The following is a 25,189-nucleotide window of genomic DNA, read 5'->3' on the forward strand; positions in this document are numbered from 1 at the left end:
TGTTGCTCCGGCGTGCTGCAACTCATCAAGGAGAACGCCATGAGCCTGGGTAGCATTGTATTGATCGTGCTGGTGCTGTTATTGATCGGTGCCATACCGGCCTGGCCACACAGCAGAAGCTGGGGTTACGGGCCTACCGGCGGTTTGGGCGTAGTGGTGGTGGTGCTGTTGGTGCTGCTGTTAATGGGCCGAATTTAACCGCTATCTGACCTGTTCCACGGCCGCTGCGCAGCCAGTGGTTTGCCGCTTTCGCCTGAGTGATTCAGGCGTTAGTCTGCGCAACGTATCCTCCGCTGTGGTCGCCGCATGTACCGTCTTGATCTGAAAATCCGTCTGCACAACGGCGCTGATATTGCCATCGGCCCCGGCAAGGCAGAACTGTTGGCAGCCATCGCCCAGCACGGTTCGATCAGCGCCGCCGCGCGCGCCATGGGCATGTCCTATCGGCGTGCCTGGTTGTTGGTGGAAACCATGAACCGCAGTTTCAAGCAGCCGTTGGTCAGCACCCTGGCCGGCGGCAAGCAGGGCGGTGGCACCCAGCTCACCGCCACCGGCGAGCTGATTCTGCAGCGCTACCGCGCCCTCTGCGTCGCCGCCCTGGCAGCGGTGCAGAGCGGTTGCGACGAGCTGGCCGAACTGCTGGCTGAACCGCCGGCTAACAGCGACCTATAACTCAATCCGCAAGCGATGGACCGCGCCATCCAGGGCGACTTTTAATGGCCCTGGCGGGCAAGTGATGGGCTGGTCGTCCAGCCAGGCTTGGCGAATGCCCTGGCTACGTTGCGCCGGGTTGCTCAGCTCAATCTGGTAGTGGCTGCCAGCCAGGGCGATACCTGCGCTAAAGCCCGGCCAGTCGGGAGGGATGCAGGGGTTGAGCAACAGCCAGTCACCCTCGCGGCGAATGCCGAGAATTCCTTCGACACCAGCGCGGTGCATCCAGCCGGCCGCGCCGGTGTACCAGGTCCAACCACCGCGGCCGTTGTGCGGTGCCACCGCGTAAACATCGGCGGCCAGCACATAAGGCTCGACCTTGTAGCGTTGGCAGGCTTCAGGGCTGTTGCCGTGTTTGATCGGGTTGACCAGATCAAACAGGTCGAACGCCTGCTTGGCCGAGCCGAGCTGGCAGTACGCCAGAATCGCCCACATCGCCGCATGGCTGTATTGCCCGCCGTTCTCCCGCAAGCCCGGCGGATAACCCTTGATATAGCCGGGCTCCAGCGGGGTTTTGTCGAACGGCGGGGTGAACAGCAGGGCGATGCCGTCGTCCTCGCGGATCAGCTGGCGCTGCATGGCAGCCATGGCCATGTTTGCCCGCCGCGGATCGGCACTGGCGGACAGCACCGCCCAGGACTGGGCAATCGAGTCGATCCGGCATTCGCTGCTTTGCACCGAGCCGAGCCAGGTGCCGTCATCGAAGGTCGCGCGGCGGTACCACTGGCCATCCCAGGCGTGTGCTTCCAGCGCCGCGCGCAGTTGTGCAGCATGCGTTCGCCAGTGTGCGGCGCGGGCGCTGTCATGGGTTTCAGCGTAGGGCGCAAACAGCGCGATGGTGCGCAGCAGCAACCAGCCGAGCCACACACTTTCGCCCTTGCCGTGCTCGCCGACGCGGTTCATGCCGTCGTTCCAGTCGCCGCCGCCAATCAGTGGCAGACCCAGTTCGCCGGTCAGTTGCAGGCACTGGTCGAGGCCGCGGGCGCAGTGCTCGAACAGCGAATCCGGCGCATCGGCCTGCATCGGCTGGAAGAACGCGTCATGTTCGCCAGCGGTCAGCAGCGGGCCTTCGAGAAAGTCCAATTGCTCATCGAGAATTGCTGCATCGCCGCTGCACTGGATGTACTGCGCAGTGGCGTAGGCCAGCCACACCCGGTCATCGGAGATGCGCGTGCGCACGCCCTGGCCGGAATGTGGCAGCCACCAGTGCTGCACATCACCCTCGACAAACTGACGGCTGGCTGCACGCAGGATATGCCCGCGGGTGATCGATGGGCTGGCAAAGGTCAGCGCCATGCCGTCCTGCAGCTGGTCGCGAAAGCCGTAGGCACCGCTGGCCTGGTAGAACGCCGAGCGCGCCCAGACGCGGCAGGCCAGGGTCTGATAGAGCAGCCAGCCGTTGAGCATGATGTCCATGGCGCGGCTTGGCGTCTGCACCTGCACCGCGCCGAGCACGCGCTGCCAGTGCGCCTGCACCTTGAGTAGCACGGCGTCCAGATCGGCCTCGCGGTACTGCGTAATCAAGCTGCTGGCCTGCTGTTCGCTGGCGCATTGGCCGAGGAACCAGAGCACTTCCACGCTTTCCCCTGGCTGCAGTTCCAGCTGACATTGCAGCGCCGTGCAGGGATCGAGCCCCGCACCCAGGCTGCCGCTCAGCGTTGCCAGGCGGGCCAGGGCGGCGGGTTGCGTGAGGCTGCCGTTACGCCCGATAAACTCGCTGCGATCCGCCGTCCAGCTGCTTTGCCGGCCGCCCAGGTCGCTGAATGCGCTGCGCCCGGTAAAGGCGATGCTCCACGGGTTGCGGACCAGAACGGCGCCGGTGGCGCTGTCCTGCTGACTGACGATAAACGGCGCGCTGGCGGCCCGCGTGCTGCCCAGCACCCATTCGGCATAGGCAGTCACGCTGAGGCGGCGTGGGCGGCCGGAGAGGTTACGCAGGGTCAGGCGGGAGATTTTGATCGGGTCGTCCAGCGGCACGAACTGCAGCAGCTCCATGGCAATGCCGCTGGCCTGATGGCTGAAGCGGCTGTAACCAAAGCCATGCCGCGCTTCATAGTGGCCGCTGTCGCGCAGCGGTTGGGCGGTGGGGCTGAACAGCGCCAGGCTGTCTTCGTCACGGATATACAGGGCTTCGCCTGGCGGGTCGCTGACGGGGTCGTTGGACCAGGGTGTGAGCTGGTTTTCCCGGCTGTTGTCGGCCCAGGTGTAGCCGCTGCCTTCGGCCGAGACCTGAAAGCCGAACTGCGGATTGGCAATCACGTTGATCCACGGTGCCGGGGTGTTGCTCCAGGCGTCCAGGCGCACCACGTACTCGCGGCCATCCAGATCGAAGCCGCCCAGGCCATTGGCACATTCCAGCGGGCTTGGCGGCGCTGCGTGGAATACCGGCAGGGGTTGCGCGCTGTGGTTGCTGGTGCTTGCCGGTACGGGGCTGGGGCAGGCCGGGATACGGGCCAGTTGTTCGGCTATTGGCCCGCGATGCGCCACCAGCAGCACCCTGGCGACGGCCTGCAGGCGTTCGCGGTATTCACCCCTGAGCAGGTCAGCGCGCAGCACGAATACTGCGCCCTGCGCCAGTTCGGCGGCAAAGCGTGGGCGTGACTGGCTGCTGCGCACGGCAGTTTCAATGGCCACTTGCAGATCCTGCAGGTAGGAAGAGGCATGCTCGTTGACGATCACCAGGTCCACGGCCAGGCGCTTCATTCGCCAGTATTCGTGGGCGCGCAGCAGTTGCCGCACCTGAGCAATGTCTTCGGCGTCACTGATGCGCAGCAGGACAATCGGCAGGTCGCCGGAAATCCCCTGGGACCACAGCCCTGACTGGCTGCCGAGGCCGCGCAGCAGACTGGCTTGCGGTGCGCGAAAACGCGAGTCGGCATACAGGATCGGTGCCGCCAGGCGCTGAAAGTCGGCAGCTTCGGCGGCGAGCATGTCGAGGTGGCGCAATTGCACCTGGGCCTGGGTCCAGGCCAGGGTTTTCGCGCGCTCGAAGGCGCTGCGGTCGTGGTGCTTGTCGATCAAATCAAGCAGCGCCTCACGGGTAGGCGCCACCACCGTCCAGAACGCTACACGGGCAATCTTGCCGGGTTCGATCAGCAGGCGCTGGCGCAGCGAGAAGATCGGGTCCAGCACCGTGCCGACGCTATTGGACAGGCGCTGGCCCAGACGAATCACTGCGGCGGCATGCAGCGCACAACTGCGTCCGAGAAACTGCGCGCGGTCGGATTCGTACTGCGGCGCGGCACTCACGTCACCTTCAACCACGGCAAAGTGCGCGGCCCATAATGCCTGCTCGCTGGCACTGCGCGGGCGCCGCGTGGCAATCAACGCAGCGAAGGCGGGCAGGTACTCGGTGACCACAAACAGCTTGGAAAACGCCGGGTGGGCGTTGTCGCTGGCGGCGCTGGCCAGCACCAGTTCGGCGTAGGAGGTCAGTTCGATCTCCCGCGCCACGCGGCCGCTGTTGGTCAGCGAGACGCGGCGCACTTCACCATCGTCTTCGCCGGAGACCAGCACTTCCAGATTGGTGCTGAGGTTGCCGTCGTGGCGGCTGTAGCTGGCGTAGTCCTCGGCGAACACCACTTCGTCATAGGGGTTGCCGCTGCTCGGCTGTGCGCCCAGTGACCAGTGCGTGCCGTTGCGAGTGTCCCAGAGAAAGATGAATGAACCGTGCGGGTCGCGGGTGCTGTCTTCTTGCCAGCGGGTGATGGCGATGTCGCGCCAGCGGCTGTAACCCGCGCCGCTGGCGGTGAGCATCACGCTGTAACGGCCGTTGCTGAGCAGGTGGGTAACCGGCGGATTGCCGTTGAAGTGGTTCAATCGGCGTTCGTTGTGCAGCGTGCAGTCGGCTTCTGCGGCGCAGGCGCTGACCTCTTCGGCACGCGGATGGGCGACTGCGACATTGCGTGGCATACGCTCCTGCAACAGCAGTTCGCAGGCCTGGATCATGGGTTCGCGGTGGAAGCGTGCACGCATCTGGCCGTCATGCAGGGTGTTGGCAATGGCGACGATGCTCATGCCCTGATGGTGGGCCATAAAATTGCGGACGATGGCAAAGGGCTGCTCATCCGGCAGGCGCGTGTGGGTGAAGTCCAGTGCTTCATAGAAACCATAGCGGCCCAATGCGCCCATCTCACTCAGGCGGCGGTAGTTGGCCAGTGCGCCTTGCGGGTCGACCATGGTCGCCAGACCGGTGGCGTAGGGGGCAATCACCCGGTTGGCGGACAAGCCGCGCTTGAGGCCCAGGCCCGGTACGCCGAAGTTGGAATACTGGTAGGTCTGCTCCATGTCGCGGGCGTTGTAGGCCGACTCGGAAATCCCCCAGGGGATGCCCAGATCATTGCCATAGGCGGCCTGGCGCGCGACCACCAGGCGGTTGGTCTGCTCCAGCAGGCTGCCGGCTGGGGCGCGCATGACCAGCGAGGGCATCAGGTATTCGAACATCGAGCCGGACCAGGAAATCAGCGCCGAGCCGCTGCCCAGTGGCGTGGCGGTGCGGCCCAGGCGGAACCAGTGACGGGTGCTGACATCGCCCTTGGCGATGGCGAACAGGCTGGCCAGGCGCGCTTCCGAGGCGAGTAGGTCATAGCAGCTGCTGTCCAGGCTGTTGTCAGCCAGACAAAAACCAATCGACAGCAGCTTGCGTTCCGGCTCCAGGAGGAAGGCGAAATCCATGCCCAGGGCCATGTTGCGTGCCTGCTCGGCGACGCTGCGCAGCGCGTCGTGCAAGGTTGTGCGTTGGCTCTCTGTCAGCTCGGCATCCTGCTGCAGATCGTTCAGGGCCTGGGCCAGTGCCTGCAGCCAGAACAGCAGGTCGCCGGCCTGGTTGTCCGTGTCGAGTGGGGCGATGCCGCCGGCCAGTTGTGTGGCCTTGTCACTCAGGCGCAGCAAGGTTGGCAGCAGGCTAAACAGCGGCTGCGCGCCATTCAGGCCTGCGTCGATCTGTTGCAGTAATTGGTGCAGTTGTTGGCTGCGTTCGCTGCCGGCAGCCGGCATTAACGCCAGCGCGGCGCGGGCCAGTTGCAGGTTGTCGTCGATGCCCTGACGGGCGTCCGCACTCACGGGGGCGTTCAGCCATTCCTCGCAGGCATTGGCCACCACCAGCAGATGGCCGGCCAGATTGCCGCTGTCCACTGATGACACATAGGCCGGCGCCAGCGGGCGTAAATCCTCGGTGTCGTACCAGTTGAAGAAGTGCCCGCGATGGCGCTGCAACTGCGCCATGACTGCCAGTGTGGCCTGCAGGCGGGCGAGGGTGACCTGGGTGCCGGCCCAGCCGAAATCGCGGGCGGCAATGGCGCAGAGCAGGTACAGGCCCATGTTGGTGGGTGAGGTGCGGTGGGCGATAACCGGCTTGGGATCTTCCTGAAAGTTATCCGGTGGCAGCTGGTTGTCGGCTGGGGTGACGAAGGTTTCGAAGAAGCGCCAGGTGCGCCGGGCGATCAGGCGTAGCTCGTTGCGTTGCGTCGGGTCGATCAGCAAGCGTTTGGCCACGCGTGGCGAACGGCTGACCAGCAGGGCAATGGCCGGTGCGCTAAGCCAGAGCAAGGCGAAGGGCAGTACCAGCGGCCAGCTGGTCGGTGACCAGAACAGGGCTAGAGCGCACAGCAGCAGGCCGAGCGTGGTGCCGCCGGCCATGCCGCGGTAGAAACCCAGCAGTTTCAAGCGTGGGCTGATCGCCGCCTGCGCGGCGGTGGTCCATTCCAGCAGGTTGCGCCGGGTGATCAGCAGGCGGGTCAGGGTACGGCTGATCGCATCGAGCATGCGCCAGCTCTGGTCGGCGAGGAATGTCAGGTTCAGCGCGCTTTGCAGCAGGGCCAGCAGCAGGTCATCACGCAGCTTGCCGAGGTGGCTGCGCCAGCGAATACCGGCACGTGCCGGCAGCAGGCCGAAGCACAGTGGCAGCAAGGTTGGAATCAGCAGGCTGGCCAGCAGCAACAGGCTGGCGCAGAGCGCTGCCGGCAACGGCAGCAGCCAGCTCAGGCCCAGCGCCGCCAGGGTGGCCGGGGCCAGCAGGGAGCGGCGTAGGTTGTCGAGCATCTTCCAGCGGCCGATGTTCGGCAGCGCCTGTTTGCCGCGTAGCGGCCCGAAAATCCACGGCAGCAGCTGCCAGTCGCCCCGCGTCCAGCGGTGCTGACGCTTGCCGGCGACGTCGTAGCGTGAGGGGAATTCCTCAACCACTTCCACATCCGAAGCCAGGCCTGCGCGGGCGAAAACCCCTTCGAACAGATCGTGGCTGAGCAGGCTGTTTTCCCTGACTCGGCCGGCCAGCGCGGCCTCGAAGGCGTCGATGTCGTAGATGCCCTTGCCGGTAAAGGAGCCTTCGCCGAACAGGTCCTGGTACACATCGGACACAGCCGCCGCGTAAGGGTCCATGCCGCCGGGGCTGGAGAAGACCTTCTGGTACAGCGAGCCCTCGCGCTGCAACGGCAGTGACGGGGTCACTCGTGGCTGCAGAATCGCGTAGCCGCCGACCACCCGTTGCAGCGCGTTGTTGAATCGCGGGTGGTTCAGCGGATGGGCCATTTTGCCGACCAGGCGCAGCGCGGCATCGCGCGGCAGGCGGGTGTCGGCGTCCAGGGTGATGACGTAGCGCACCGCGTCCGGCACGCGCTGGATAAGCCCTGGCACCGGGGTAAAGCTGGTGTCATCGGCACCGCGCAGCAAGCGATTGAGTTCATGCAGCTTGCCGCGTTTGCGCTCCCAGCCCATCCAGACGTTTTCACTGGGGTTGAACTGTCGCCGGCGGTGCAACAGGAGAAAGCGGCTGCCGGCGATACCTGGCCCGTAACGCTGGTTGAGCTGGTCGATGGCGGCGCTGGCCAGCTGCAGTAATGCGGCATCGCTGGCCAGGTCTTCCTGCTGAGCATCCAGGCCATCGGTGAGCAGGGCGAAGGTCAGATCGCCGCCATGCCCGGCCAGGTGATGCACTTCCAGACGCTCGATCTGCTCCAGCAGATCAGCCTCGCTGCCAAGCAGGGTCGGCACGGCAATCAGCGTGCGCAGACTGCTGGGCACCCCTTCGCTGAGCTCCAGGCCCGGCAGGCCCATGGCGCCGAAGCTGTTACTGACGGCGCGGTTGACCAGCGCGGTGGCCACTTCGCTGGCCGGCAGAAAGCCCAGCACCCCCAGCGCCAGCAGCCAGCCGGCCGTCACGCCCTGGCCGGCCAGGCTGAACAGCGCCAGGCCCAGCAGCAGACTGGCCAGGCCAATGATGGCGCCGACATAGCCGGGCATGCCGAGGCGCATATGGCCACGGCTGATGCGCAGACGCAGCGGCGGGCGAAAATTGATGCGCTGCTCCAGCGCCAGCCGGCCTTCGGCGATCAGGTGGTAGCCGGGGTCGCGGGTGCGTGGGTCGGCATGCTCGGTTGTGCCGGCCAGTTGGCTGGCCTGCAGGGCCTGTTCGGCAACCTCCAGTTCGCTGCAGGTGCTGCCACGGGCGAGTTGCTCGATGGCGCTGCGGTACTGGTTGCGGGTAGCAAAATCCATCGCGGCAAAGTCGCTGCGGGTGCCCAGGCGGGCATCCACCAGGCTGACGTTTTCGAACAGCTGTGCCCAGTCGATGGAGGAAATCAGGCGCATGCTGTTGATGATGTTGCGCACCGTGAGGTTGGACGCGCCCTGGCGCTGCTGCGCGTGCTGCACCACTTCATCGCTGCTGCTGCCCTGCGCGCCGAGGCGCTCTTCCAGCCAGCCCAGCGCCGGCGTGGTGAGCGGGTCATGGTCACGCAAGCGCTTGGCCAGTTGTGCGGCAAATGGCTCGCTCAACGCGCTGCGGGCGCGCTCGTGCAACTCCCTGTCGAGCGCCGTGTAGGGGGCGTTTTTACCCAGCAGGCGGCTGGCCAGGGCATCGGCATCTGCTCGGGCGCTGCGCCCGGCGGTCATCTGGTCGGCCAGGCGGCGCAGGTTTTCGATCAGCACGATGCGCAGGGTGATGGCCACGGCCCACAGTTCGCCGATGGTCAACGGTTGCACTTGCTGATAGGCGACGATAAAGCGCTGCAGGATGTCCGGGTCGACGTGGCTGTCGGTGTGGGCAATAAATGCCCAGGTCAGGCCCAGCACCCGTGGATACCCGGCAAAAGGACCGCTGGCGAGTTTCGGCAGCTGGCGGTAATAGCCTGGCGGCAGGTCATCGCGAATCTCGCGAATCTGCTCCTCGACCAGGTGATAGTTGTCCAGCAGCCACTCGGCCGCCGGCACCACGCCACGGCCGTTGGCCAGTTCCGCAGCACTGGCGCGGTAGGCCGCAAGCAATACCTTGGCGTTGTCGTTCAGCCGGCGATGCAAGGACAGCACGGCGGGCGGCTTACTGCTGATCGGTTGGGCAGCGGCCAGGGTGTAGGCATGTTGTTCGAGGCGTTCGATGCCGAACAGTTCTTCGCGTACCGGCGCGTGATCAAGCCATGGCGAGGGTGCAGCGGCATGGCCGAATAGAGCAGTAAAGACGGAGGTCATAGGGCGCGGTTCCAGCCATCATTGGCATGCGCGATGGGCGTCGAGGTGCGAGGCCCATCTGAGAAACCGCGACAGCGGACCTACGAAGTCACGATTGCCGTGCCCCTGTTGCTTCGCCGTGCTGATTTTGCATATTGGCCGCAGACGCTGGCGTGTCCGGTCAACACCCAAGACCCGGGTACCGCGATGGCGAGGTAAACCTGCCCCATCGGGAAGAATGCTGTCGCAGCATTGTCGTCACCCTACAGCACCGCTGCTGCCAGGGTCTGTTCGCTAGCGGACATAGCGGGCAATGGAGCGTTGTGCGGGGGTGACTCTGCGAGTGCCGGTTTCGCGAAAATCTAGCGCAGCTGCGCTTCAGCCAGGGTCAGGCTGCGCGGTATACGTGAGGCATCCCAATGCATGCTGCCCCAGCGCAGCAGTTCGGCCGGCTGGCCGTCGTGGGCGGCGTCCGGCAACGGCTGGCCCAGCGCACGCAGGGCACGGATCAGCAGTGGCGTGGCCTGATCGGCCGGCAGCGGCGGCGAGCGGTAGGATTTGCCCAGTTTGTGGCCATCCGGTTGGATGATCAGCGGCACATGCAGGTAGCGTGGCTGCGCCAGGCCGAGCAGCTCTTGCAGGTACAGCTGGCGTGGGGTGGAGTCGAGCAGGTCGGCGCCGCGCACCACATCGGTCACACCCTGCCAGGCATCGTCGAGCACCACCGCCAACTGGTAGGCATACAGGCCATCGCGGCGGCGAATCACGAAGTCGCCGACCTCGCGGCCCAGGTGCTGGCGGTAATCACCCTGTACGCGGTCGACAAAGTGGTAGTTCAGCTCCGGCACGCGCAGACGAATCGCCGCATCGACAAAGCCGTGGCCGGCATTACGGCAGGTGCCGGGGTAGATGCCCTGAGTACCTTCCAGTTGTTTGCGTGAGCAGGTGCAGGCGTAGGCCAGGCCCTGGCTGAGCAGGCGATCGACCAGCGCGGCGTATTCGGCGTGGCGCTCACTCTGGCGTACCAGTTCGCCGTCCCACTCGAAGCCGTAGCTTTCCAGGGTGCTGAGAATGGCGGCCTGAGCGCCGACGACTTCGCGTGGCGGGTCGAGGTCTTCCATGCGCAGCAGCCAGCGGCCATTGACCGCGCGCGCGTCAAGGTAGGACGCAAGAGCTGCGACCAGTGAGCCGAAGTGCAGGTAGCCGCTTGGGGTGGGGGCGAAGCGGCCGATATAAGCAGGTGTGTTCATACGTGCGGGTCAACAGGCTTTGAAAACGACCTGCGTGGTCGATACTGCGTTAGAAATGACCCGGGACGCGGCGTCTCGAAATGTCGAAATGCTCATTTACGTCAGTAAACTCCGCTTTCTCGGTCATTTCTGCCTTGTCTCGCCTGCCTCGCCTACGTTTCAAAACCTGTTGCGCATACATATGCAGAGACAGAAACAACAGAGGGTGCCGAAGCACCCTCTGGGTCAGATCAGGAACCGATCTGCTTTTCCTTGATTTCCGCCAGCGTCTTGCAATCGATGCACAGGGTGGCGGTAGGGCGGGCTTCCAGACGGCGGATGCCGATTTCTACGCCGCAGGAATCGCACCAGCCGTAGTCGTTGTCTTCGATCAGCTGCAGGGTTTCGTCGATCTTCTTGATCAGCTTGCGCTCGCGATCACGGGCACGCAGTTCCAGGCTGAATTCTTCTTCCTGGCTGGCACGGTCCGCTGGATCGGGGAAGTTGGCTGCTTCGTCCTGCATGTGGTGCACAGTACGATCAACTTCCTGCATCAGCTCCAGCTTCCACTTGTTAAGGATGCCGGTGAAGTGGGCGCGCATCGGCTCACCCATGTATTCCTCGCCCTTTGTTTCTTTATAGGGCTCGAAACCGCGAGTCAGTTGGCTGCTTTTTGCTTTTGCTTTGGTGGGCATGGATGACCGCCTCTCACTCTCTCTAATCCACTGCGCAGGACGGTGTCCCTTGCCGATTCCACGTCGCGTAGAACCGGCCCTGCGGCTGCAAGCGGGCGAACTTACCAGAACAACTCAGCCTGCGCCACTCCCGGTTGTCGAAGCTGCGCCGGGTATGCTTTAGAATCCGCGCCTTATCTCCCAGGCAGGCAGTCCCATGGTCCCGTCCTACAGTGCGCGCAGCCGCGCCATAGAACCTTTTCACGTGATGGCGCTGCTGGCCCGTGCCAATCAGCTGCAGGCCGACGGCCATGATGTGATCCATCTGGAAATCGGTGAGCCGGACTTCACCACCGCCGCGCCGATTGTCGCCGCCGGGCAGGCGGCGCTGGCCGATGGGCACACCCGTTACACCGCCGCGCGCGGCCTGCCGGCCCTACGCGAGGCGATTTCCAGTTTCTATGGCCAACGTTACGGTCTGGATATCGACCCGCAGCGCATTCTAATCACCCCCGGCGGCTCGGGTGCCTTGCTGCTGGCCACCAGCCTGCTGGTCGACCCCGGCAAGCACTGGCTGCTGGCTGACCCCGGTTACCCCTGCAACCGGCATTTTCTGCGCCTGGTCGAAGGCGCGGCGCAGCTGGTGCCGGTTGGCCCGGAGGTGCGTTATCAGCTGACGCCTGAGCTGATCGAGCGTCATTGGGATCAGCACAGCGTCGGCGCACTGGTGGCTTCCCCGGCCAATCCGACCGGCACTTTGCTCAGCCGCGACGAGCTGGGCGGGTTGTCTCAGGCGTTGAAGGCGCGTGGCGGGCATCTGGTGGTGGATGAGATCTACCACGGCCTGACCTACGGTGTAGACGCCGCCAGCGTGCTGGAAGTGGACGACGAAGCCTTTGTGCTCAACAGTTTTTCCAAGTATTTCGGCATGACTGGCTGGCGCCTTGGCTGGCTGGTGGCACCACCGGCCGCCGTGCCGGAACTGGAGAAATTGGCGCAGAACCTCTATATCAGCGCGCCGAGCATGGCCCAGCACGCCGCGTTGGCCTGCTTTCAGCCGCAGACCCTGGAGATCCTCGAACAGCGCCGTCACGCATTTCAGCGCCGCCGCGATTTCCTCCTGCCGGCGCTGCGTGAGCTGGGCTTCAAGATCGCTGTGGAGCCGGAGGGCGCCTTCTATTTATATGCCGACATCAGCGCCTTCGGCGGTGATGCCTTTGCCTTCTGCCAGCACTTTCTGGAAACCGAGCATGTGGCCTTTACCCCCGGCCTGGATTTTGGCCGCTACCAGGCGACGCAGCATGTGCGTTTTGCCTACACCCAGGACCTGCCGCGTCTGCAGCAGGCGGTGGATCGTATCAAACGTGGCTTGAACAGCTGGAAGCCCCATGCAGTTTGAGCCGCCACTGGAAGAGGGGCGCCTGCTGCGTCGCTACAAGCGCTTTCTCGCCGATATCGAGACCGTCAGCGGCGAGCGGCTGACCATCCACTGCGCCAATACGGGCTCGATGCTCAACTGCATGAGCGAGGGCGCGCGCATCTGGTTCAGTCGCAGTCACGACCCCAAGCGCAAACTGCCGGGTACCTGGGAGATCGGTGAAACGCCGCACGGTCGTCTGGCGGTGATCAACACCGGGCGCGCTAATGCCCTGGTGGAAGAAGCGCTGCGTGCCGGGCTGATCGCCGAGCTGAACGGCTTTACCAGCCTCAAGCGCGAAGTGCCTTACGGTCAGGAATGCAGCCGTATCGACTTTCGCCTGGACTACCCGGCAGGTGCGGCGTTCGTCGAAGTTAAGAGCGTCACCCTGGGGTTCGCCGACAGCCGCGTCGCCGCCTTTCCTGATGCGCGCACCGAGCGTGGCAGCAAACACCTGCGTGAGCTGGCGGCACTGGCCCGTGAGGGCATTCGCGCGGTGCAGCTGTATTGCGTGAACCTGACGGACATTGATGCGGTGCGCCCGGCCGAGGAAATCGACCCGGCCTACGCCGCTGCTTTGCGTGAGGCGGTGAGCGCCGGTGTTGAAGTACTGGCTTACGGCGCGGCGATCAGCGCGCAGGGTGTGCAGTTGATCACGCGTCTGGATGTGCGGTTGTAGGATCGGGGCTTTCCGTTCCTCTTTTAATGTTGCGTTCTGCCGGCTGGTAACGCTTGCACAGGTTGCATGGCGCTGCGCAGCTGCTGCTCGAACAGCTCGACAATCGCCGGCCAGCCCTGGCGAGAGGCATGCAGTCGCGCATTCAGGCGCACCCGGCGCAGGCCTTCGTGGTCGGTCAGCAACCAGCTGGCGGCGTCGATAAAGCCTTGTTCGTCCTCGGCCACCGCCAACGCGCCGTTATGCCCGTGGCGGATATGCTGTGCGGCCGCCGCTTGATCAAACGCCACCACGCCAAGGCCTGAAGCCAGGGCTTCGAGCACCACATTGCCGAAGGTTTCCGAGAGGCTGGGAAACACGAACAGATCGCCCGAGGCGTAATGCGCGGCCAGCGCTTCGCCGCGCTGCAGGCCGCAGAACACCGCATCCGGCAGCAGTTGCTGCAGGTTGGCGCGTTGTGGGCCATCGCCGACCACAATCAGTTTCAGCCGCCGCTGCGGGTGCGCCTGTTGCAGCGCTTGAAAGCTCTTGCTGAGCAAGGCCAGGTTCTTTTCCACCGCCAGGCGGCCGACATGCAGGATGGCGATGTCCTGTTCTGCCAGGCCCCAGCGCTCGCGCAGGGTTGCGCAGCGTTTGGCCGGGTGGAACAGCTGGCTGTCGACGCCCCGCGAAAGCAGTTCCAGGTTGTCGAAACCACGGCGGTGCAGCTCGATTTGCTGACTGACGCTGGGCACCAGGGTCATCTGCGAGCGGTTGTGGAACCAGCGCAGGTAATTGGTCAAAAGGCGGGTTAACAGACCAAAGCCGTAATGCCCGGTGTACTGCTGGAAGTTGGTGTGAAAACCGCTGACTACCGGGATCCGCAAGCGCCGCGCTGCGCGCAAGGCGGACAGGCCCAGCGGCCCTTCGGTGGCGATATACAGCACATCCGGGCGCTGTCGTTGCCAGTTGCGCAGCAGCTTGTGCACCGACGACTGGCCCCACTGCAAACCGGGGTAGCCGGGCAGCGGCCAGCCACGGGTCAGCAGCAGGTCCTGATCGGCCGCGCCGCGTGGGTCTACGTTCTGCCGCGGACGCACCAGTTGCACGCGATGGCCACGGCCACGCAAGCCGTCGACCAGGCGCCCGAGGGTGTTGGCCACGCCGTTGATTTCCGGCGGGAAGGTTTCGCTGATCAGCGCGATATGCAGGGAAGCTGTGCTCATGGCAGCAGTGTCCGCTGCCGCTATGTAATGACTGTGACGCTTTGGTTGCGTTTGTATTTCAGTCGAGCAGTTCGATCAGCTGTTGGCGCAGCCAGGCGTGCGCCGGGTCGAGGTGCTGTTGCTGATGCCAGATCAGGCTGACCTGCACCGGTGGCATATCGAAGGGCAGCGGCGCGATTTCCAGCGCATGCACCGGAGCGAAGGCTTCGGCCAGACGCGCGGGCACGGTGCCGAGCAGGTCGGTCTGGGCGACGATGGCCGGGATCGGCAGGTAGTTGGGCAAATGCAGCGCCGCCTGCCGGCGCACCCTGGCCGAGCCGAGGACGATCTCCAGCGGCGAGCCACGTCCGGCGCGCGGCGTTACCGTGATATGTCGCGCCTGCTGGTAATCCTCCAGGCTCAGCCCGCCGATAAAGGCCGGGTGGCCGGCGCGGCCGATGGCCACCAGCGGTTCTTCGCGCAGCGGCGCGTAATGCAGGTCGGGTGAGTCGAAGTGCAGGTAATCGATAGCCAGGTCCAGCGCACCGCTTTCCAGGCGCTGCACCAGGCTGTCGGCCTCATCGGCTTGCACCAGCAGCTCGACCTGCGCGGCGCTGCGTGCCAGGTGTGCCTGCAATATGGGCAGCAGCGCAGCTTGCGCGTAGTCATTCAGGGACAGGCTGAAGGCGTGTGGCGTTTGTGGATCAAACGGCTCGGCCGGGCCCAGGCCGGTCTGCAGCAGGCGCAAAGCCTGGCGTACCGGCAGATACAAAGCCTGGGCGCGGGCGGTGGGCGTCAGGCCCCGGGCGGTGCGCAGAAACAGCTCTTCACCGAGTTGCTGACGCAGGCGGGCGAGGGCGTTGCTCACCGTCGACTGGCTCAGGTGCAGGCGTTCGGCGGCGCGGGTCAGGTTGCCTTCCTGCATCAGTGCATCGAAAACCAGCAGCAGATTGAGGTCGAGCTGACGCAAATTCGTTATCAAGAATAATGCTCTTTCTGAATATCCATTATCGGAATGATCTGGCCGCGCCTAGACTGCTGTCAATCTGCACAGGAGTTATGCCGTGGCCTATAACAATGACAATGCCCAGGCTTTCCGCACACGTTATCGGGATGCCATCCACCCGCTGTACAACCCCTGGCTGCATGCCGCCTTTGTGCTGGCCTACGGCCTGACCTGCATCGGCCTGCTGTGGCGCACGCTGGACGCAGTGGCGCCCTGGCAGTGGCTGCTGGTACCGCTGACTCTGGTGTTCTTCAGCTGGGGCGAGTATCAGGTGCACAAGCGCCTGGGGCACAACAAGACGCGCTTCGGCCAGCTGTTCTACAAGCGTCACACGGGTGATCACCACAGCTTTTTCGTCGAAGGCCAGATGCGCTACGAGACACCGCGTGATTGGCGGGTGATCCTCTTTCCGGCCTGGCTGATCGTGCTCTACAGCCTGCCGCTGCTGGGTATCTGGTGGGTGCTGGCGCACCTCGACGGCAACTTGGCGGCGCTGTTCGCCGGCAGCATGCTGCTGGGGTATATGAGCTATGAAGTGGTGCACGCCTGCGAGCATCTACCGGCCGAGCACCCCGTCGCGCGGTTGCCGTGGATTCGCCAGATGCGCCGCCTGCATGCGCTGCACCATCGCCGTGAGCTGATGCATGCGCGCAACTTTGGCATCGTCCATCCATTGATGGACTGGTTGTACGGCACCCTGCACTGGGAACCAGAGCCGACGTACCAGCAGAACCGCCAGCAGCATCGCATTCGCCTCACCCGCCCGGCGGATGACGTGCTGAGTTATGCCGCTGCGCCGGCGCATTGGCCCGAATGGCATCCATCCTCGTTGCGCATCTACGGCCGCGAGGGCGCGTTGCTCGCCGGTGAGGTATTTGAGGAAGACATTCACGCCGGTGGCCGCGCCGGGCATCTGCGCTGGGATGTACTCGACTACCAGCCGGCGCGTCGCTGGCAGGCCAGCGCTCGTGGTGATCACGGTCTGGCGCTGCTGCTGACTTATGAATGTGTGGAGGTAGAGGGCGGTTGCGAGTTTGTCCGCACTCTGGAATACGGCTTCGACGGTGTGCTGATGCGTTTGGCCAATCGTCTGCTGCTAAGCCGGCGCATTGAGCGCGAATCCCAGGCCTCAATGCAGGCGCTGCGCGTGGTACTGGAGCGCAGCTAACCTGCGGGGTGATGACTCAGGGGGCGGGCGTCAGCGCCTGTTCCTGACGCTCACGCACCCAGAACACCGTGGCGCCGGCCACGGCTGCCGGCATCATCAGGATATTCAGCCCCGGCACCAGCAGGGCGGCGTAGGTGATGCCGCCAAAGCCCAGGCTCTGCCAGCGCTTCTCCCGCAGCCAGGCGAGCATGTCGTCCCAGCTCATCTTGTTGTTGTCCGCCGGGTAGTCGATGTACTGAATCGCCATCATCCACACGCCAAACAGCAGCCACAGTGGTGCGGCGATCAGGTTGACCACCGGGATAAAACTCAGGATTAGCAGGCCAATGGCGCGCGGCAGAAAGTAGCCCAGCTTGCGCATCTCGCGGCTCAGGGTGCGCGGCACCATGGCGGTCAGTTCAGCCAGGCTGAAGGGCGGAAAATCATCCTGGCCGCGCACCACGACTTCGACCTTCTCAGCGAGAAAACCGTTAAACGGCGCGGCAATGATATTGGCCAGCAGGGTGAAGGTGAAAAACACCATCAGCAGTACCAGCACCACAAACAATGGCCACAGCACGTATTCAAGAAAGCTCAGCCAACTCGGCAGGCTGGGCATAAAGGTCTCGACCCAGCCACTGAACTGCTGCATGGAGACCACAATCAGCGCAGTAAACAGGATCAGGTTGATCGTCAGCGGCAGCAGCACAAACAGCCGCAGGCCGGGGCTAAGGACCAGTTTCAGGCCTTCGCTGAGGTATTGCGGGCCGGTCAGCACGGGCGCGTGCATGGGAGGCGTCTCCAGGAGAGGTTGAAGTCGCGCCGACCTTACCGGCTTTGTGTGGCAGGTGAAAGCCTCTGCAACGGGCGCTAACGATTGTCTGTCGGTGTCATAGCGCTTGCCTATACAAGGTATTGGCAAAGCATATTTCCGCCGTGCGTCGGGCAGGCATAGGCTGCGCGGCATCCCTTTGTGGGGCTTTCGACCTTACTGCCTTCCCCTAGGTCCTCGCGAAAGTCCCTTTTTATTGCTGCCGGCATTGCCGGGAGGAGCTGTTGATGTCTGCTGATCGTCATGCCCGCGTAATCATTCTGGGCTCCGGCCCTGCCGGCTACAGTGCGGCGGTTTATGCCGCGCGTGCGAATCTCAAGCCCTTGCTGATTACCGGCCTGCAGGCCGGCGGCCAACTGACCACGACCACCGAGGTGGATAACTGGCCCGGTGATGTGCATGGCCTGACTGGGCCTGCGCTGATGCAACGTATGCAGGAGCATGCCGAGCGTTTCGAGACGGAGATCGTCTATGACCATATCAATGCTGTGGACCTGGCCGGCAAGCCGTTCACCCTGGTCGGCGACAGCGGCACCTACAGCTGTGATGCGTTGATCATCGCTACCGGTGCCAGCGCCCGTTACCTGGGCTTGCCCAGCGAAGAAAGTTTTATGGGCAAGGGTGTCTCCGCATGCGCCACGTGCGATGGTTTCTTCTACCGCAACCGTGAAGTCGCGGTGGTCGGTGGCGGCAATACGGCGGTGGAGGAGGCGCTGTACCTGGCCAATATCGCCAGCAAGGTAACCCTGGTGCACCGCCGCGAAACCTTCCGCGCCGAGAAGATCTTGCAGGACAAGCTGCTGGCGCGGGTCGCCGAAGGCAAGATCGTGCTCAAGCTCAACGCCGAGGTGGATGAAGTGCTCGGCAACAGCATGGGCGTGACGGGGGTGCGGGTGAAGAACAACGATGGCAGCTTCGATGAGCTGAGCGTCGATGGTCTGTTCGTCGCCATTGGCCACACGCCGAACACCTCGTTGTTCGAGGGGCAGCTGGCGCTCAAGGATGGCTATCTGGTGGTCAACGGCGGTCGCGAAGGCAATGCCACTGCTACCAGCATTCCCGGCGTGTTTGCTGCCGGTGATGTGGCTGACCACGTTTACCGCCAGGCCATCACCTCGGCCGGTGCCGGCTGCATGGCTGCGCTGGATGTGGAGCGTTATCTCGACGGTCAGTAAATGACGAGTAAGGCAACAGATTGTGACCGGATACAATTAATGCACGAGAACGCCATTCTGCTGCTGGCCCCGACGGGGCCAGTCATGGAAAATCGCGCAGGTTCGTGACCGCCGTGCACGCCTGCGTGTTGTGACGATGATTTTTTAGAAAAGAAGTTAATTTTCTTATACTGTCCCCCAACCTGATCAGCGAGAAGCTCACGTACCAATGGATATTCAGTTGATGCGCTCGGCAGCCACTGAGGCTGCAAGTACTTTGCGCTCTCTGAGCCATCCGGACCGATTAATGCTGCTCTGTCAGTTGAGTCAAGGCGAGCGCTCAGTTGGTGAGTTGGAAGAGCTGCTCGGGATTCAGCAGCCTAATCTCTCCCAGCAACTGGGGGTGTTGCGTTCCGAAGGGTTGGTTGATACCCGTCGCGAGGGCAAGCGGATCTTCTACTCCGTCAAAGACATGAAAGTTATGCAGCTACTGGGCACCCTTTACGAGCTTTACTGCCCAAAACCCTGATCCACGCTTTTCACGCAACGCCCAGGCTGCAGATTGACTGCGTCTAGGTTGTTATTCCGTGTTCGTATAAATATATTGGTTTTTATTATTATTAAACAATATGTATTTTGTTTAATTGTTGCTTCCTGGCAGGCCAGCCCGGCCTTGGCATTGGGAGCAGGAATAATGAAAAACAAGGTTTTACTCGCCTCACTGGTTGCGTTGGGTGGCGCAGTCAGCACTCAGGCAGGCGCGACCAACGGTTACTTCGTGCACGGTTATGGCATCAAGGCGCAGGGGCAGGCGGGCGTTAGTATTGCACAGCCGCAGGATGCGCTGGCTGCGGCCAACAACCCGGCTGGCACAGTTTGGGTGGGGGATCGACTGGATATTGGTGCAACGTTGTTTTCGCCAGACCGCAGTGCCGAGATTGAAGGCAACGGCTTTGGTGCCAACGGCAAATATGACGGTAACGAGAAGAAGTATTTCCTCTTGCCGGAGGCTGGCTATAGCAAACAGCTGAATGACCGATTGGGTGTTGGCGTTGCGGTATACGGCAATGGCGGGATGAACACCGATTACAAGAAGAACCCTTATGGTGCATTTGGCAGCACTGGCAGTGCCGGGGTCGATCTTGCGCAGTTGTTCATCACGCCATCGCTGGCTTACAAGTTCACCGAGCGTCAATCCATCGGTGTGGGTGTCAACTTTGTGTATCAGCGCTTTGCCGCCAAGGGCCTGAGTGCATTTGCCAATCCGTTTTTCTCCAGTGATGCCGGGAACCTCAATGAACGTGATCATGAAACGTCCACGGGCTGGGGGGGGCGCCTGGGATGGCAAGGGCAACTGAGTGACGACCTGACACTGGGCTAGGCCTGGTCATCGAAGATCAAAGCCCAGGCGTTCGACCGTTATGCCGGGCTGTTTGCCGACGGCGGCAGTTTTGATATCCCGGAAAACTACGGTGTTGGGTTGGCATACAAGGTCACGCCGGCATTGACGCTTGCCGCTGACGTGCAGGAAATCAAATACGGTAGCGTGCGCTCCGTGGCCAGCGAGTTTGATATCCAGTCGGTATTTGCCGGTAACAACTTCGGCGCGAAGAATGGTCCGGGTTTTGGCTGGCAGGACGTCACCGTGTACAAACTGGCAGCCAGCTATGCCCTGAGTCCCGAGTTGACCCTGCGCGGCGGTATCAGTCATGCCAGTCAGCCAGTGCAGAAAGATCAGACGTTCCTCAACATTCTTGCTCCGGGCGTCATTCAGCATCACCTAAGTGTCGGCCTGACCTGGGCGCCGTCCGCGGACGGAGAACTGAGCCTGGCCTACACCCACGGTTTCGAGGAAACGGTCAACGGTAATGGCTCCATTCCGGCAGCCTTTGGCGGCGGTGAAGCCAACCTGAAAATGAGTCAGAACATTCTGGGTGTCGCTTACGCCTGGAAGCTCTGATCACCATTCACTCCCCCGTGCCCAGCGTGCCAACGCACGTACGGGTGGTGCATCTGACCCGTTGAATTACGCCACCTGGAAAGCCTACGACGACCACTCGTTGCTGCATACCATTGTCCAGTATCTGGGTGATGCGCATTGCTGCGTCTTGGTGTTGCTGTATGGGTCAGCGCCGACAGTGCGGGTTGAGCCCTAGGAACGCATGATGAGCGGGATTTACCGAGCAGTCGGGAGCCATACGCGGGGTCTCATGCAGGTCGCGGTCCGAGGGGCGACGTGCCAGAACAGGGCAGAGTGTCTTTTTGATCAGTCAGCGTGAGTGTTGGACGCCAGCCTGGATTGGAGTCTGGCGGGAGCCAGGACCCTTGGCGCGCTGACGTGAGGGTCTGAGTGCTTGGGTATGGTGTTTTCAGTGTATGGATAGTGATTGTCCACGATCCAAAGCCTCGATGGGTTCAAGGCTTTTCCATTCTGCGTTCGGCTTATACCCAGGTGTTCAGCTTCAAGTCCCGCGAACTCAGCCGCAAAAACTGATCGCTGGCTTTGACCAATAGCGCGTGCTCGTCAACGGTCAGCTCCTGGCTCTTGCTGCCCTGTGCTTCGCAACGATACAGGGTTCTTCCGCCTTCTTCGCGCAGGCGCTGGTAGCGCTGGCTGCGGGCTTCCACCTTGAGGGTCAGCAAGTCGATATAGGCCACCTGTAACGATTCACTCTGGCCGGTTTCCAGCGCGCAGCGTTGCAGGGCTGGGGTGTGGGTAAAGGGTGAGTCGGACAGCATGATTTGCTGACATTCACTGAGATCGGGGCGAGGTTCGCCGTTGTGAAACCAGTTGCCTCGAATATCACGCCTCAGATTGAGGCTGCGTTGACCATGGTTGTCCACTTTCAGCCACAGGTGACGAAAGCGCCAGCGCGGGTCGCAGTTGATGACATAGGTAGCGGCGATGCTATTGCCGCGCAGGCTTTGCATCAGATGGCTGGTGGCGTTGATGCCATGCTCATCAATGTTCAGGCGCAGATTCTCCACGCCAGGGTTGTACCAGGGTTTCCATACCAGGGTCTGCTGCATAAAAGCGACTCCAAGCCAGGTAAGGGGCGTGAACCTGGGAAGAGCGGCCATAACACTATACGGACCACCTTCCCTGGTGTTCTCGTTCGTCTCATGGCGCGCAGCTTAGAGTGATTCACGTGTGGTGTCTGTCAGCCTTTGCCGACAATTGCACGTTTTATGACCCGGCAATGGCTTGCAGATGCTGTATGACGGCAGAAGATGGCTTCTGGCTACTATGGGGCAGATATTTATACTGCCTTGTGGCGCAGAGAGGCGTGTTCGAAACGCACGCCTGGCAGGCCTGTGCTCATCAGTGCGCGGATATTGCCATGGTCGTTGCCGCTTGGCGTGGCCAGCACGCTGCGGTAATGCTCGCCGAAGCACAGCAGGGCTTCTTCCAGGCTCAGGTTTTCAAGGATCGCCAGCCCCAGTGTCTTGCATGACCCTTCGTTTTGTCCGGCTGCGTTGTGTACATCACCGTTGCTGAATGCGCTTGGTTGGTACTGGTAGTGCTCGGCAATAAATGCCAGGGTTTCAGCGAAGGTAAAGTGTTCATTGCGCAGCTTGGCGCGAAACTCGATCAGACGGCTCATGCGGGTTTTCCTTTATCGAAGGCGGCTTGCTGCTCGGCGCTGGCTTCCTTCTGGTATTTGGCTTTCCACTCGGCATAGGGCATGCCATAAACCTCTTCACGGGCTTCATCCGGGGTGATGGCAACGCCGATATCGTCGGCTGCGGCTTTGAACCACTTGGACAGGCAGTTACGGCAGAAGCCGGCAAGGTTCATCATGTCGATGTTCTGTACATCGGGGCGGGAACGCAGGTGTTGCACCAGGCTGCGAAAGGCGGCGGCTTCAAGTTCGAGACGTTCTTGCTCGGTCATGGCGATGCTCTCTGATTGCAGGCGAGGAGACGTTGGCGGCGATGATAGAAGCATGCCCGTCTGGCGGCAACGGCCCCGGCGCAGGACGCGCCGGGAATCGGCTAGCGGTGGCCGGCGAGGGTGATCGACACCGATTCGGCAAAGCGCAGGGCGTGCAGTTTGTCCACTTCCACCTCGGCGTAGCGCACGTCGGGATTGGTCATGACCAGGTCGAGAATTTCCTGGGTCATACGCTCCAGCAGGGCGAAACGGTTTTCTTCAACGTGGCGAATCACCGCCTTGGTGATGGTGCGATAGTTCAGCGCGTGGTCGATATCGTTGTCACGCACGGCGTCAGCGGCAGGGTAGAGGATGGTGAGGTTGATCAACACGTCCTGCTTGTTGTTGATTTCCTCTTCCTTGATGCCGATGTAGGTGCGCAGGCGCAGATCCTTGACGCGGATGCGCGCCATCCCAGGTTCCAGTCTCGGCATTACTTGCTCCGTCCGATCAGTTGCAGGAATTCGTGGCGAGTGTTGCAGGATTCGCGGAAGGCTCCAAGCATCACCGAGGAGGTCATCACCGAGTTCTGCTTTTCCACGCCGCGCATCATCATGCACATGTGCTTGGCTTCTACCACCACGGCTACGCCAGCAGCGTTGGTCACCTGCTGGATCGCGTCGGCGATCTGCTTGGTGAGGTTTTCCTGAATCTGCAGGCGCCGCGCGTACATGTCGACAATGCGCGCTACTTTGGACAGGCCGAGCACCTTGCCGGTAGGAATGTAGGCGACGTGAGCCTTACCGATAAACGGCAGCATATGGTGCTCGCACAATGAGTACAGCTCGATATCGCGAACGATCACCATCTCATCGTTATCGGACTCGAACAGTGCGCCGTTGACCACTTCGTCCAGGCTCTTGTGGTAACCGTTGCACAGGTATTGCATGGCCTTAGCGGCACGTTTCGGCGTGTCCAGCAGGCCTTCGCGTTCTGGGTTTTCACCGACGCCAAGAAGAATTTCACGGTAGTGATCGGGCAGTTCAGGGGTCATTGCAAGGTCCTCGCGGCCGGGTTCATTTGAGATGGCGGCCGCCGTTGACAGTAAGAGTTGTGCCGGTTACGTAGGGGTTATCAAGCAGGTAGCGCAAGCTTTGGTAGATCACCTGTGGCCCGGGTTCGATGCCCAATGCCGATTTGCTCAGGGTTTTACTGCGGTAGTCGGGGTCATCATCCGGATTGAACATGATCAGTGCTGGGGCAATGCCGTTGACCTTGATCTGCGGGGCAAAACGCGCAGCAAACGATAGGGTCAAACTGTCCAGTCCGGCCTTGCTGGCGCAGTAGGCCGGCCTGTTGGCGCTGCCCTTGCGCGCCACGTCATCACTGATATGCACGATATCGGCGGGCGTCGAGTGGTGCAGCAATGTTGCGCAGTGCAGGTTGATCAGGTACGGCGCAAGCATGTGCACACTGAACAGCTGCTGGAAGGCGGCTGCTTCTTCTCCCGGTGTTTCAATCAGCCAGTCGGAGGCGTTGTGCACGATGGCGCGCAGGCTGTCGGTGTGGCGCTTGAGTCGTTCGATAAATGCCAGTATGCCGGCTTCGCTGGCAAAGTCTGCCTGCAGGGTCAAGGCGCCACGCTGCCTTAGTGCTTGGAGGCTGTCGCGCTCGTTGCGGTAGGTGATGATCACTGCATGACCGTCATCCAGCAGGCGTTCGGCGCAATACAGACCAATGCGCTGGCTGGCTCCGGTTATCAGAATAGGGGCGGCGCTGGCGCTCATGATCGACTCGACGGAAATAAGGGGTGGGTCCAGCGACGCTGCGCCGGGTTACCTGACCAGTAGGGCGCGGCCTCGACTGAACCAAGAGTAAAGTTATACCAGCAATAGGCTTTGTACAACCATGTGGGGAGTGAGGGTACTGGCTGTTTATGGCTTTCCACCCTAATTCATTGGGTTGTATCGATATTTTTTTTCGGGGGTAGGCTCAATAAAATTGTTTTTATCGTGTACAAGATTGGTTTTCTTGTACAGGTATGTGGGTGATGAAGTCTTGGCAACTGAGTGTGGCGCTGATCTGCGGACGCGTGCGGCATGTTGAAGTGTTGACGCTACGTTGCTGTGGCTATCAGGTGCGTGTCGTCAGTCGGGCCGGGTCTGCACGCATGCTGGATTACGCCGTTGGACGGTCGCTGTGGCCCAACCTGGCGCTACTCAAGATGCGTTTACGGCGGTGCGGGGTGCGTCAGGTATTGTTATTCCAGCCGGAAAGTCACGATGAAATCATCGGTCGCCCTGTATTGCTTGAGGCCGATCCTGGGCTTTGGTTACGCCTGCGCTAGCCCGTCAGCGCGTGGATGTGCTGTCGCACTGTTGCTTACGGCAGCGTTGGCTGCCGTCGGGGTGTGGCAGCCAGCCGAGGTGGGGGCGCAGTTGGCAGAACAGTCGATAGGCCAGTTCCAGAAGGGGGCGTAATGCTGGCCAGGTCAGGGGCGTGGCCCAGCGGCCAAGGCCGGCGGCGCGCCAACTCCATAGCGTGGCATCCAGACCTGTGACCCAGTGGCCGTCGGCGAAGCGTGCGTGCAGACGGTTTTGCAGGGCTGATCGAGTTTGCCCGATGGTTTCGGGGTGGAAATCGGCCAGGCTGATGTCGACCAGGCAAAGGCGCTCTACGCAGGCGTGTTGGCGCAGCATGTGGATTTCACGTGCGCAGAGCGGACAGTCGCCGTCGTAGTAAAGGGTCAGTGGCCACACCGGTTGCTTGTTCATTGTCTAGGCCTTTGTATAGGTTTTGTACAAAGTATGCCGTTAATAGCTGAGTTACAATGCGCGCACCCTTTT

Annotated in this window: 21 protein-coding genes and 1 pseudogene; 9 read left to right on the forward strand and 13 right to left on the reverse strand. The window is 62.3% G+C overall.

All coding sequences use genetic code 11. The features are described 5' to 3' along the window. Positions 1–39: 39 nt before the first annotated feature. Positions 40–198, forward strand: a complete 159-nt coding sequence (locus DBR00_RS01360; protein WP_108489730.1) for a DUF3309 family protein — start codon at positions 40–42, stop codon at positions 196–198. 108 nt (positions 199–306) lie between these two features. After that, entirely contained in the window at positions 307–672 is a 366-nt protein-coding gene (locus DBR00_RS01365) for a winged helix-turn-helix domain-containing protein (protein ID WP_108489729.1), read from the forward strand. On the opposite strand, the gene DBR00_RS01370 is transcribed toward DBR00_RS01365, so the two are convergent. The 3 genes from DBR00_RS01370 to dksA form a co-directional block, all read right to left on the reverse strand. Beyond that, entirely contained in the window at positions 667–9,171 is an 8,505-nt protein-coding gene (locus tag DBR00_RS01370; RefSeq protein WP_108489728.1) for a GH36-type glycosyl hydrolase domain-containing protein, read from the reverse strand. The two genes, DBR00_RS01365 and DBR00_RS01370, sit on opposite strands and share 6 nt — an antisense overlap. Positions 9,172–9,512: 341 nt before the next feature. Next, positions 9,513–10,400 carry a tRNA glutamyl-Q(34) synthetase GluQRS gene (gene gluQRS, locus DBR00_RS01375; RefSeq protein WP_108489727.1) on the reverse strand — a complete coding sequence of 296 codons (888 nt, stop codon included), beginning with the start codon at positions 10,398–10,400 and terminating at the stop codon, positions 9,513–9,515. 230 nt (positions 10,401–10,630) lie between these two features. After that, complete coding sequence (gene dksA / locus DBR00_RS01380) at positions 10,631–11,074, reverse strand: RNA polymerase-binding protein DksA (protein ID WP_090251641.1); 444 nt, start codon at positions 11,072–11,074, stop codon at positions 10,631–10,633. Positions 11,075–11,270: 196 nt separating this feature from the next. Between dksA and DBR00_RS01385 the strand changes: the two genes are divergently transcribed. Further along, positions 11,271–12,452: a pyridoxal phosphate-dependent aminotransferase gene (locus tag DBR00_RS01385; RefSeq protein WP_108489726.1), complete on the forward strand. Its 1,182-nt coding sequence runs from the start codon at positions 11,271–11,273 to the stop codon at positions 12,450–12,452. Then, the gene (gene sfsA / locus DBR00_RS01390; RefSeq protein ID WP_108489725.1) at positions 12,442–13,149 is read left to right on the forward strand and encodes a DNA/RNA nuclease SfsA; all 708 of its coding nucleotides are present in this window, start codon (positions 12,442–12,444) and stop codon (positions 13,147–13,149) included. The genes DBR00_RS01385 and sfsA overlap by 11 nt, the downstream gene beginning before the upstream one ends. Before the next feature lie 23 nt (positions 13,150–13,172). Here the strand turns inward: sfsA and DBR00_RS01395 are convergent, their stop codons facing one another. Beyond that, the gene (locus tag DBR00_RS01395; RefSeq protein ID WP_108489724.1) at positions 13,173–14,351 is read right to left on the reverse strand and encodes a glycosyltransferase family 1 protein; all 1,179 of its coding nucleotides are present in this window, start codon (positions 14,349–14,351) and stop codon (positions 13,173–13,175) included. A gap of 58 nt (positions 14,352–14,409) precedes the next feature. Next, positions 14,410–15,312, reverse strand: coding sequence for a LysR family transcriptional regulator (locus tag DBR00_RS01400; RefSeq protein ID WP_108489723.1), 903 nt, complete (start codon positions 15,310–15,312; stop codon positions 14,410–14,412). Between the two features lie 82 nt (positions 15,313–15,394). Between DBR00_RS01400 and DBR00_RS01405 the strand changes: the two genes are divergently transcribed. After that, a complete protein-coding gene (locus DBR00_RS01405) occupies positions 15,395–16,504 on the forward strand; it encodes an SRPBCC family protein (RefSeq protein ID WP_108489722.1) in 1,110 nt (369 codons plus the stop codon). A 16-nt stretch (positions 16,505–16,520) separates the two neighbouring features. On the opposite strand, the gene cysZ is transcribed toward DBR00_RS01405, so the two are convergent. Beyond that, positions 16,521–17,273, reverse strand: coding sequence for a sulfate transporter CysZ (cysZ, locus tag DBR00_RS01410; protein WP_108489721.1), 753 nt, complete (start codon positions 17,271–17,273; stop codon positions 16,521–16,523). A gap of 269 nt (positions 17,274–17,542) precedes the next feature. Between cysZ and trxB the strand changes: the two genes are divergently transcribed. The 3 genes and pseudogenes from trxB (at position 17,543) to DBR00_RS01425 (ending at position 20,429) form a co-directional block, all read left to right on the forward strand. Next, positions 17,543–18,490 carry a thioredoxin-disulfide reductase gene (trxB, locus tag DBR00_RS01415; protein ID WP_108489720.1) on the forward strand — a complete coding sequence of 316 codons (948 nt, stop codon included), beginning with the start codon at positions 17,543–17,545 and terminating at the stop codon, positions 18,488–18,490. A 208-nt stretch (positions 18,491–18,698) separates the two neighbouring features. Next, complete coding sequence (locus DBR00_RS01420; protein WP_108489719.1) at positions 18,699–18,998, forward strand: metalloregulator ArsR/SmtB family transcription factor; 300 nt, start codon at positions 18,699–18,701, stop codon at positions 18,996–18,998. Between the two features lie 165 nt (positions 18,999–19,163). Continuing rightward, positions 19,164–20,429, forward strand: a pseudogene (locus tag DBR00_RS01425) (OmpP1/FadL family transporter). 482 nt (positions 20,430–20,911) lie between these two features. Here the strand turns inward: DBR00_RS01425 and DBR00_RS01430 are convergent. The 6 genes from DBR00_RS01430 to folM form a co-directional block, all read right to left on the reverse strand. Beyond that, positions 20,912–21,499 carry a putative glycolipid-binding domain-containing protein gene (locus DBR00_RS01430; protein ID WP_108489718.1) on the reverse strand — a complete coding sequence of 196 codons (588 nt, stop codon included), beginning with the start codon at positions 21,497–21,499 and terminating at the stop codon, positions 20,912–20,914. Positions 21,500–21,729: 230 nt separating this feature from the next. Continuing rightward, positions 21,730–22,074, reverse strand: a complete 345-nt coding sequence (locus DBR00_RS01435; RefSeq protein WP_108489717.1) for a HopJ type III effector protein — start codon at positions 22,072–22,074, stop codon at positions 21,730–21,732. After that, a complete protein-coding gene (locus tag DBR00_RS01440; RefSeq protein WP_108489716.1) occupies positions 22,071–22,364 on the reverse strand; it encodes a DUF1244 domain-containing protein in 294 nt (97 codons plus the stop codon). The genes DBR00_RS01435 and DBR00_RS01440 overlap by 4 nt, the downstream gene beginning before the upstream one ends. A gap of 101 nt (positions 22,365–22,465) precedes the next feature. Next, entirely contained in the window at positions 22,466–22,837 is a 372-nt protein-coding gene (gene folX / locus DBR00_RS01445) for a dihydroneopterin triphosphate 2'-epimerase (RefSeq protein WP_108489715.1), read from the reverse strand. Continuing rightward, positions 22,837–23,397 (reverse strand): GTP cyclohydrolase I FolE, encoded by a 561-nt coding sequence (folE, locus tag DBR00_RS01450; RefSeq protein ID WP_108489714.1) that lies wholly within the window; start codon positions 23,395–23,397, stop codon positions 22,837–22,839. The genes folX and folE overlap by 1 nt, the downstream gene beginning before the upstream one ends. Before the next feature lie 22 nt (positions 23,398–23,419). After that, a complete protein-coding gene (folM, locus tag DBR00_RS01455) occupies positions 23,420–24,130 on the reverse strand; it encodes a dihydromonapterin reductase (protein WP_108489713.1) in 711 nt (236 codons plus the stop codon). Positions 24,131–24,393: 263 nt separating this feature from the next. Here folM and DBR00_RS01460 point away from each other — a divergent pair, with 263 nt between their 5' ends. Next, positions 24,394–24,690, forward strand: a complete 297-nt coding sequence (locus tag DBR00_RS01460) for a hypothetical protein (protein ID WP_146180653.1) — start codon at positions 24,394–24,396, stop codon at positions 24,688–24,690. A 4-nt stretch (positions 24,691–24,694) separates the two neighbouring features. Here the strand turns inward: DBR00_RS01460 and DBR00_RS01465 are convergent, their stop codons facing one another. Beyond that, entirely contained in the window at positions 24,695–25,117 is a 423-nt protein-coding gene (locus DBR00_RS01465) for a thiol-disulfide oxidoreductase DCC family protein (protein WP_108489711.1), read from the reverse strand. Positions 25,118–25,189: the final 72 nt, after the last annotated feature.

The organism is Pseudomonas sp. HMWF032, assembly GCF_003060885.1.
Lineage (GTDB): Bacteria > Pseudomonadota > Gammaproteobacteria > Pseudomonadales > Pseudomonadaceae > Aquipseudomonas.

Bases quoted from the DNA above. Each gene is read 5' to 3' on its own strand.
- folX (WP_108489715.1), bottom strand. From the start codon at position 22,837: ATGCCGAGACTGGAACCTGGGATGGCGCGCATCCGCGTCAAGGATCTG.
- DBR00_RS01370 (WP_108489728.1), bottom strand. From the start codon at position 9,171: ATGACCTCCGTCTTTACTGCTCTATTCGGCCATGCCGCTGCACCCTCG.
- DBR00_RS01395 (WP_108489724.1), bottom strand. From the start codon at position 14,351: ATGAGCACAGCTTCCCTGCATATCGCGCTGATCAGCGAAACCTTCCCG.
- DBR00_RS01440 (WP_108489716.1), bottom strand. From the start codon at position 22,364: ATGACCGAGCAAGAACGTCTCGAACTTGAAGCCGCCGCCTTTCGCAGC.
- DBR00_RS01385 (WP_108489726.1), top strand. From the start codon at position 11,271: ATGGTCCCGTCCTACAGTGCGCGCAGCCGCGCCATAGAACCTTTTCAC.
- DBR00_RS01460 (WP_146180653.1), top strand. From the start codon at position 24,394: ATGAAGTCTTGGCAACTGAGTGTGGCGCTGATCTGCGGACGCGTGCGG.
- folE (WP_108489714.1), bottom strand. From the start codon at position 23,397: ATGACCCCTGAACTGCCCGATCACTACCGTGAAATTCTTCTTGGCGTC.
- folM (WP_108489713.1), bottom strand. From the start codon at position 24,130: ATGAGCGCCAGCGCCGCCCCTATTCTGATAACCGGAGCCAGCCAGCGC.
- gluQRS (WP_108489727.1), bottom strand. From the start codon at position 10,400: ATGAACACACCTGCTTATATCGGCCGCTTCGCCCCCACCCCAAGCGGC.
- DBR00_RS01360 (WP_108489730.1), top strand. From the start codon at position 40: ATGAGCCTGGGTAGCATTGTATTGATCGTGCTGGTGCTGTTATTGATC.
- DBR00_RS01435 (WP_108489717.1), bottom strand. From the start codon at position 22,074: ATGAGCCGTCTGATCGAGTTTCGCGCCAAGCTGCGCAATGAACACTTT.
- DBR00_RS01430 (WP_108489718.1), bottom strand. From the start codon at position 21,499: ATGCAGCAGACCCTGGTATGGAAACCCTGGTACAACCCTGGCGTGGAG.
- sfsA (WP_108489725.1), top strand. From the start codon at position 12,442: ATGCAGTTTGAGCCGCCACTGGAAGAGGGGCGCCTGCTGCGTCGCTAC.
- cysZ (WP_108489721.1), bottom strand. From the start codon at position 17,273: ATGCACGCGCCCGTGCTGACCGGCCCGCAATACCTCAGCGAAGGCCTG.
- dksA (WP_090251641.1), bottom strand. From the start codon at position 11,074: ATGCCCACCAAAGCAAAAGCAAAAAGCAGCCAACTGACTCGCGGTTTC.
- DBR00_RS01420 (WP_108489719.1), top strand. From the start codon at position 18,699: ATGGATATTCAGTTGATGCGCTCGGCAGCCACTGAGGCTGCAAGTACT.
- DBR00_RS01465 (WP_108489711.1), bottom strand. From the start codon at position 25,117: ATGAACAAGCAACCGGTGTGGCCACTGACCCTTTACTACGACGGCGAC.
- trxB (WP_108489720.1), top strand. From the start codon at position 17,543: ATGTCTGCTGATCGTCATGCCCGCGTAATCATTCTGGGCTCCGGCCCT.
- DBR00_RS01365 (WP_108489729.1), top strand. From the start codon at position 307: ATGTACCGTCTTGATCTGAAAATCCGTCTGCACAACGGCGCTGATATT.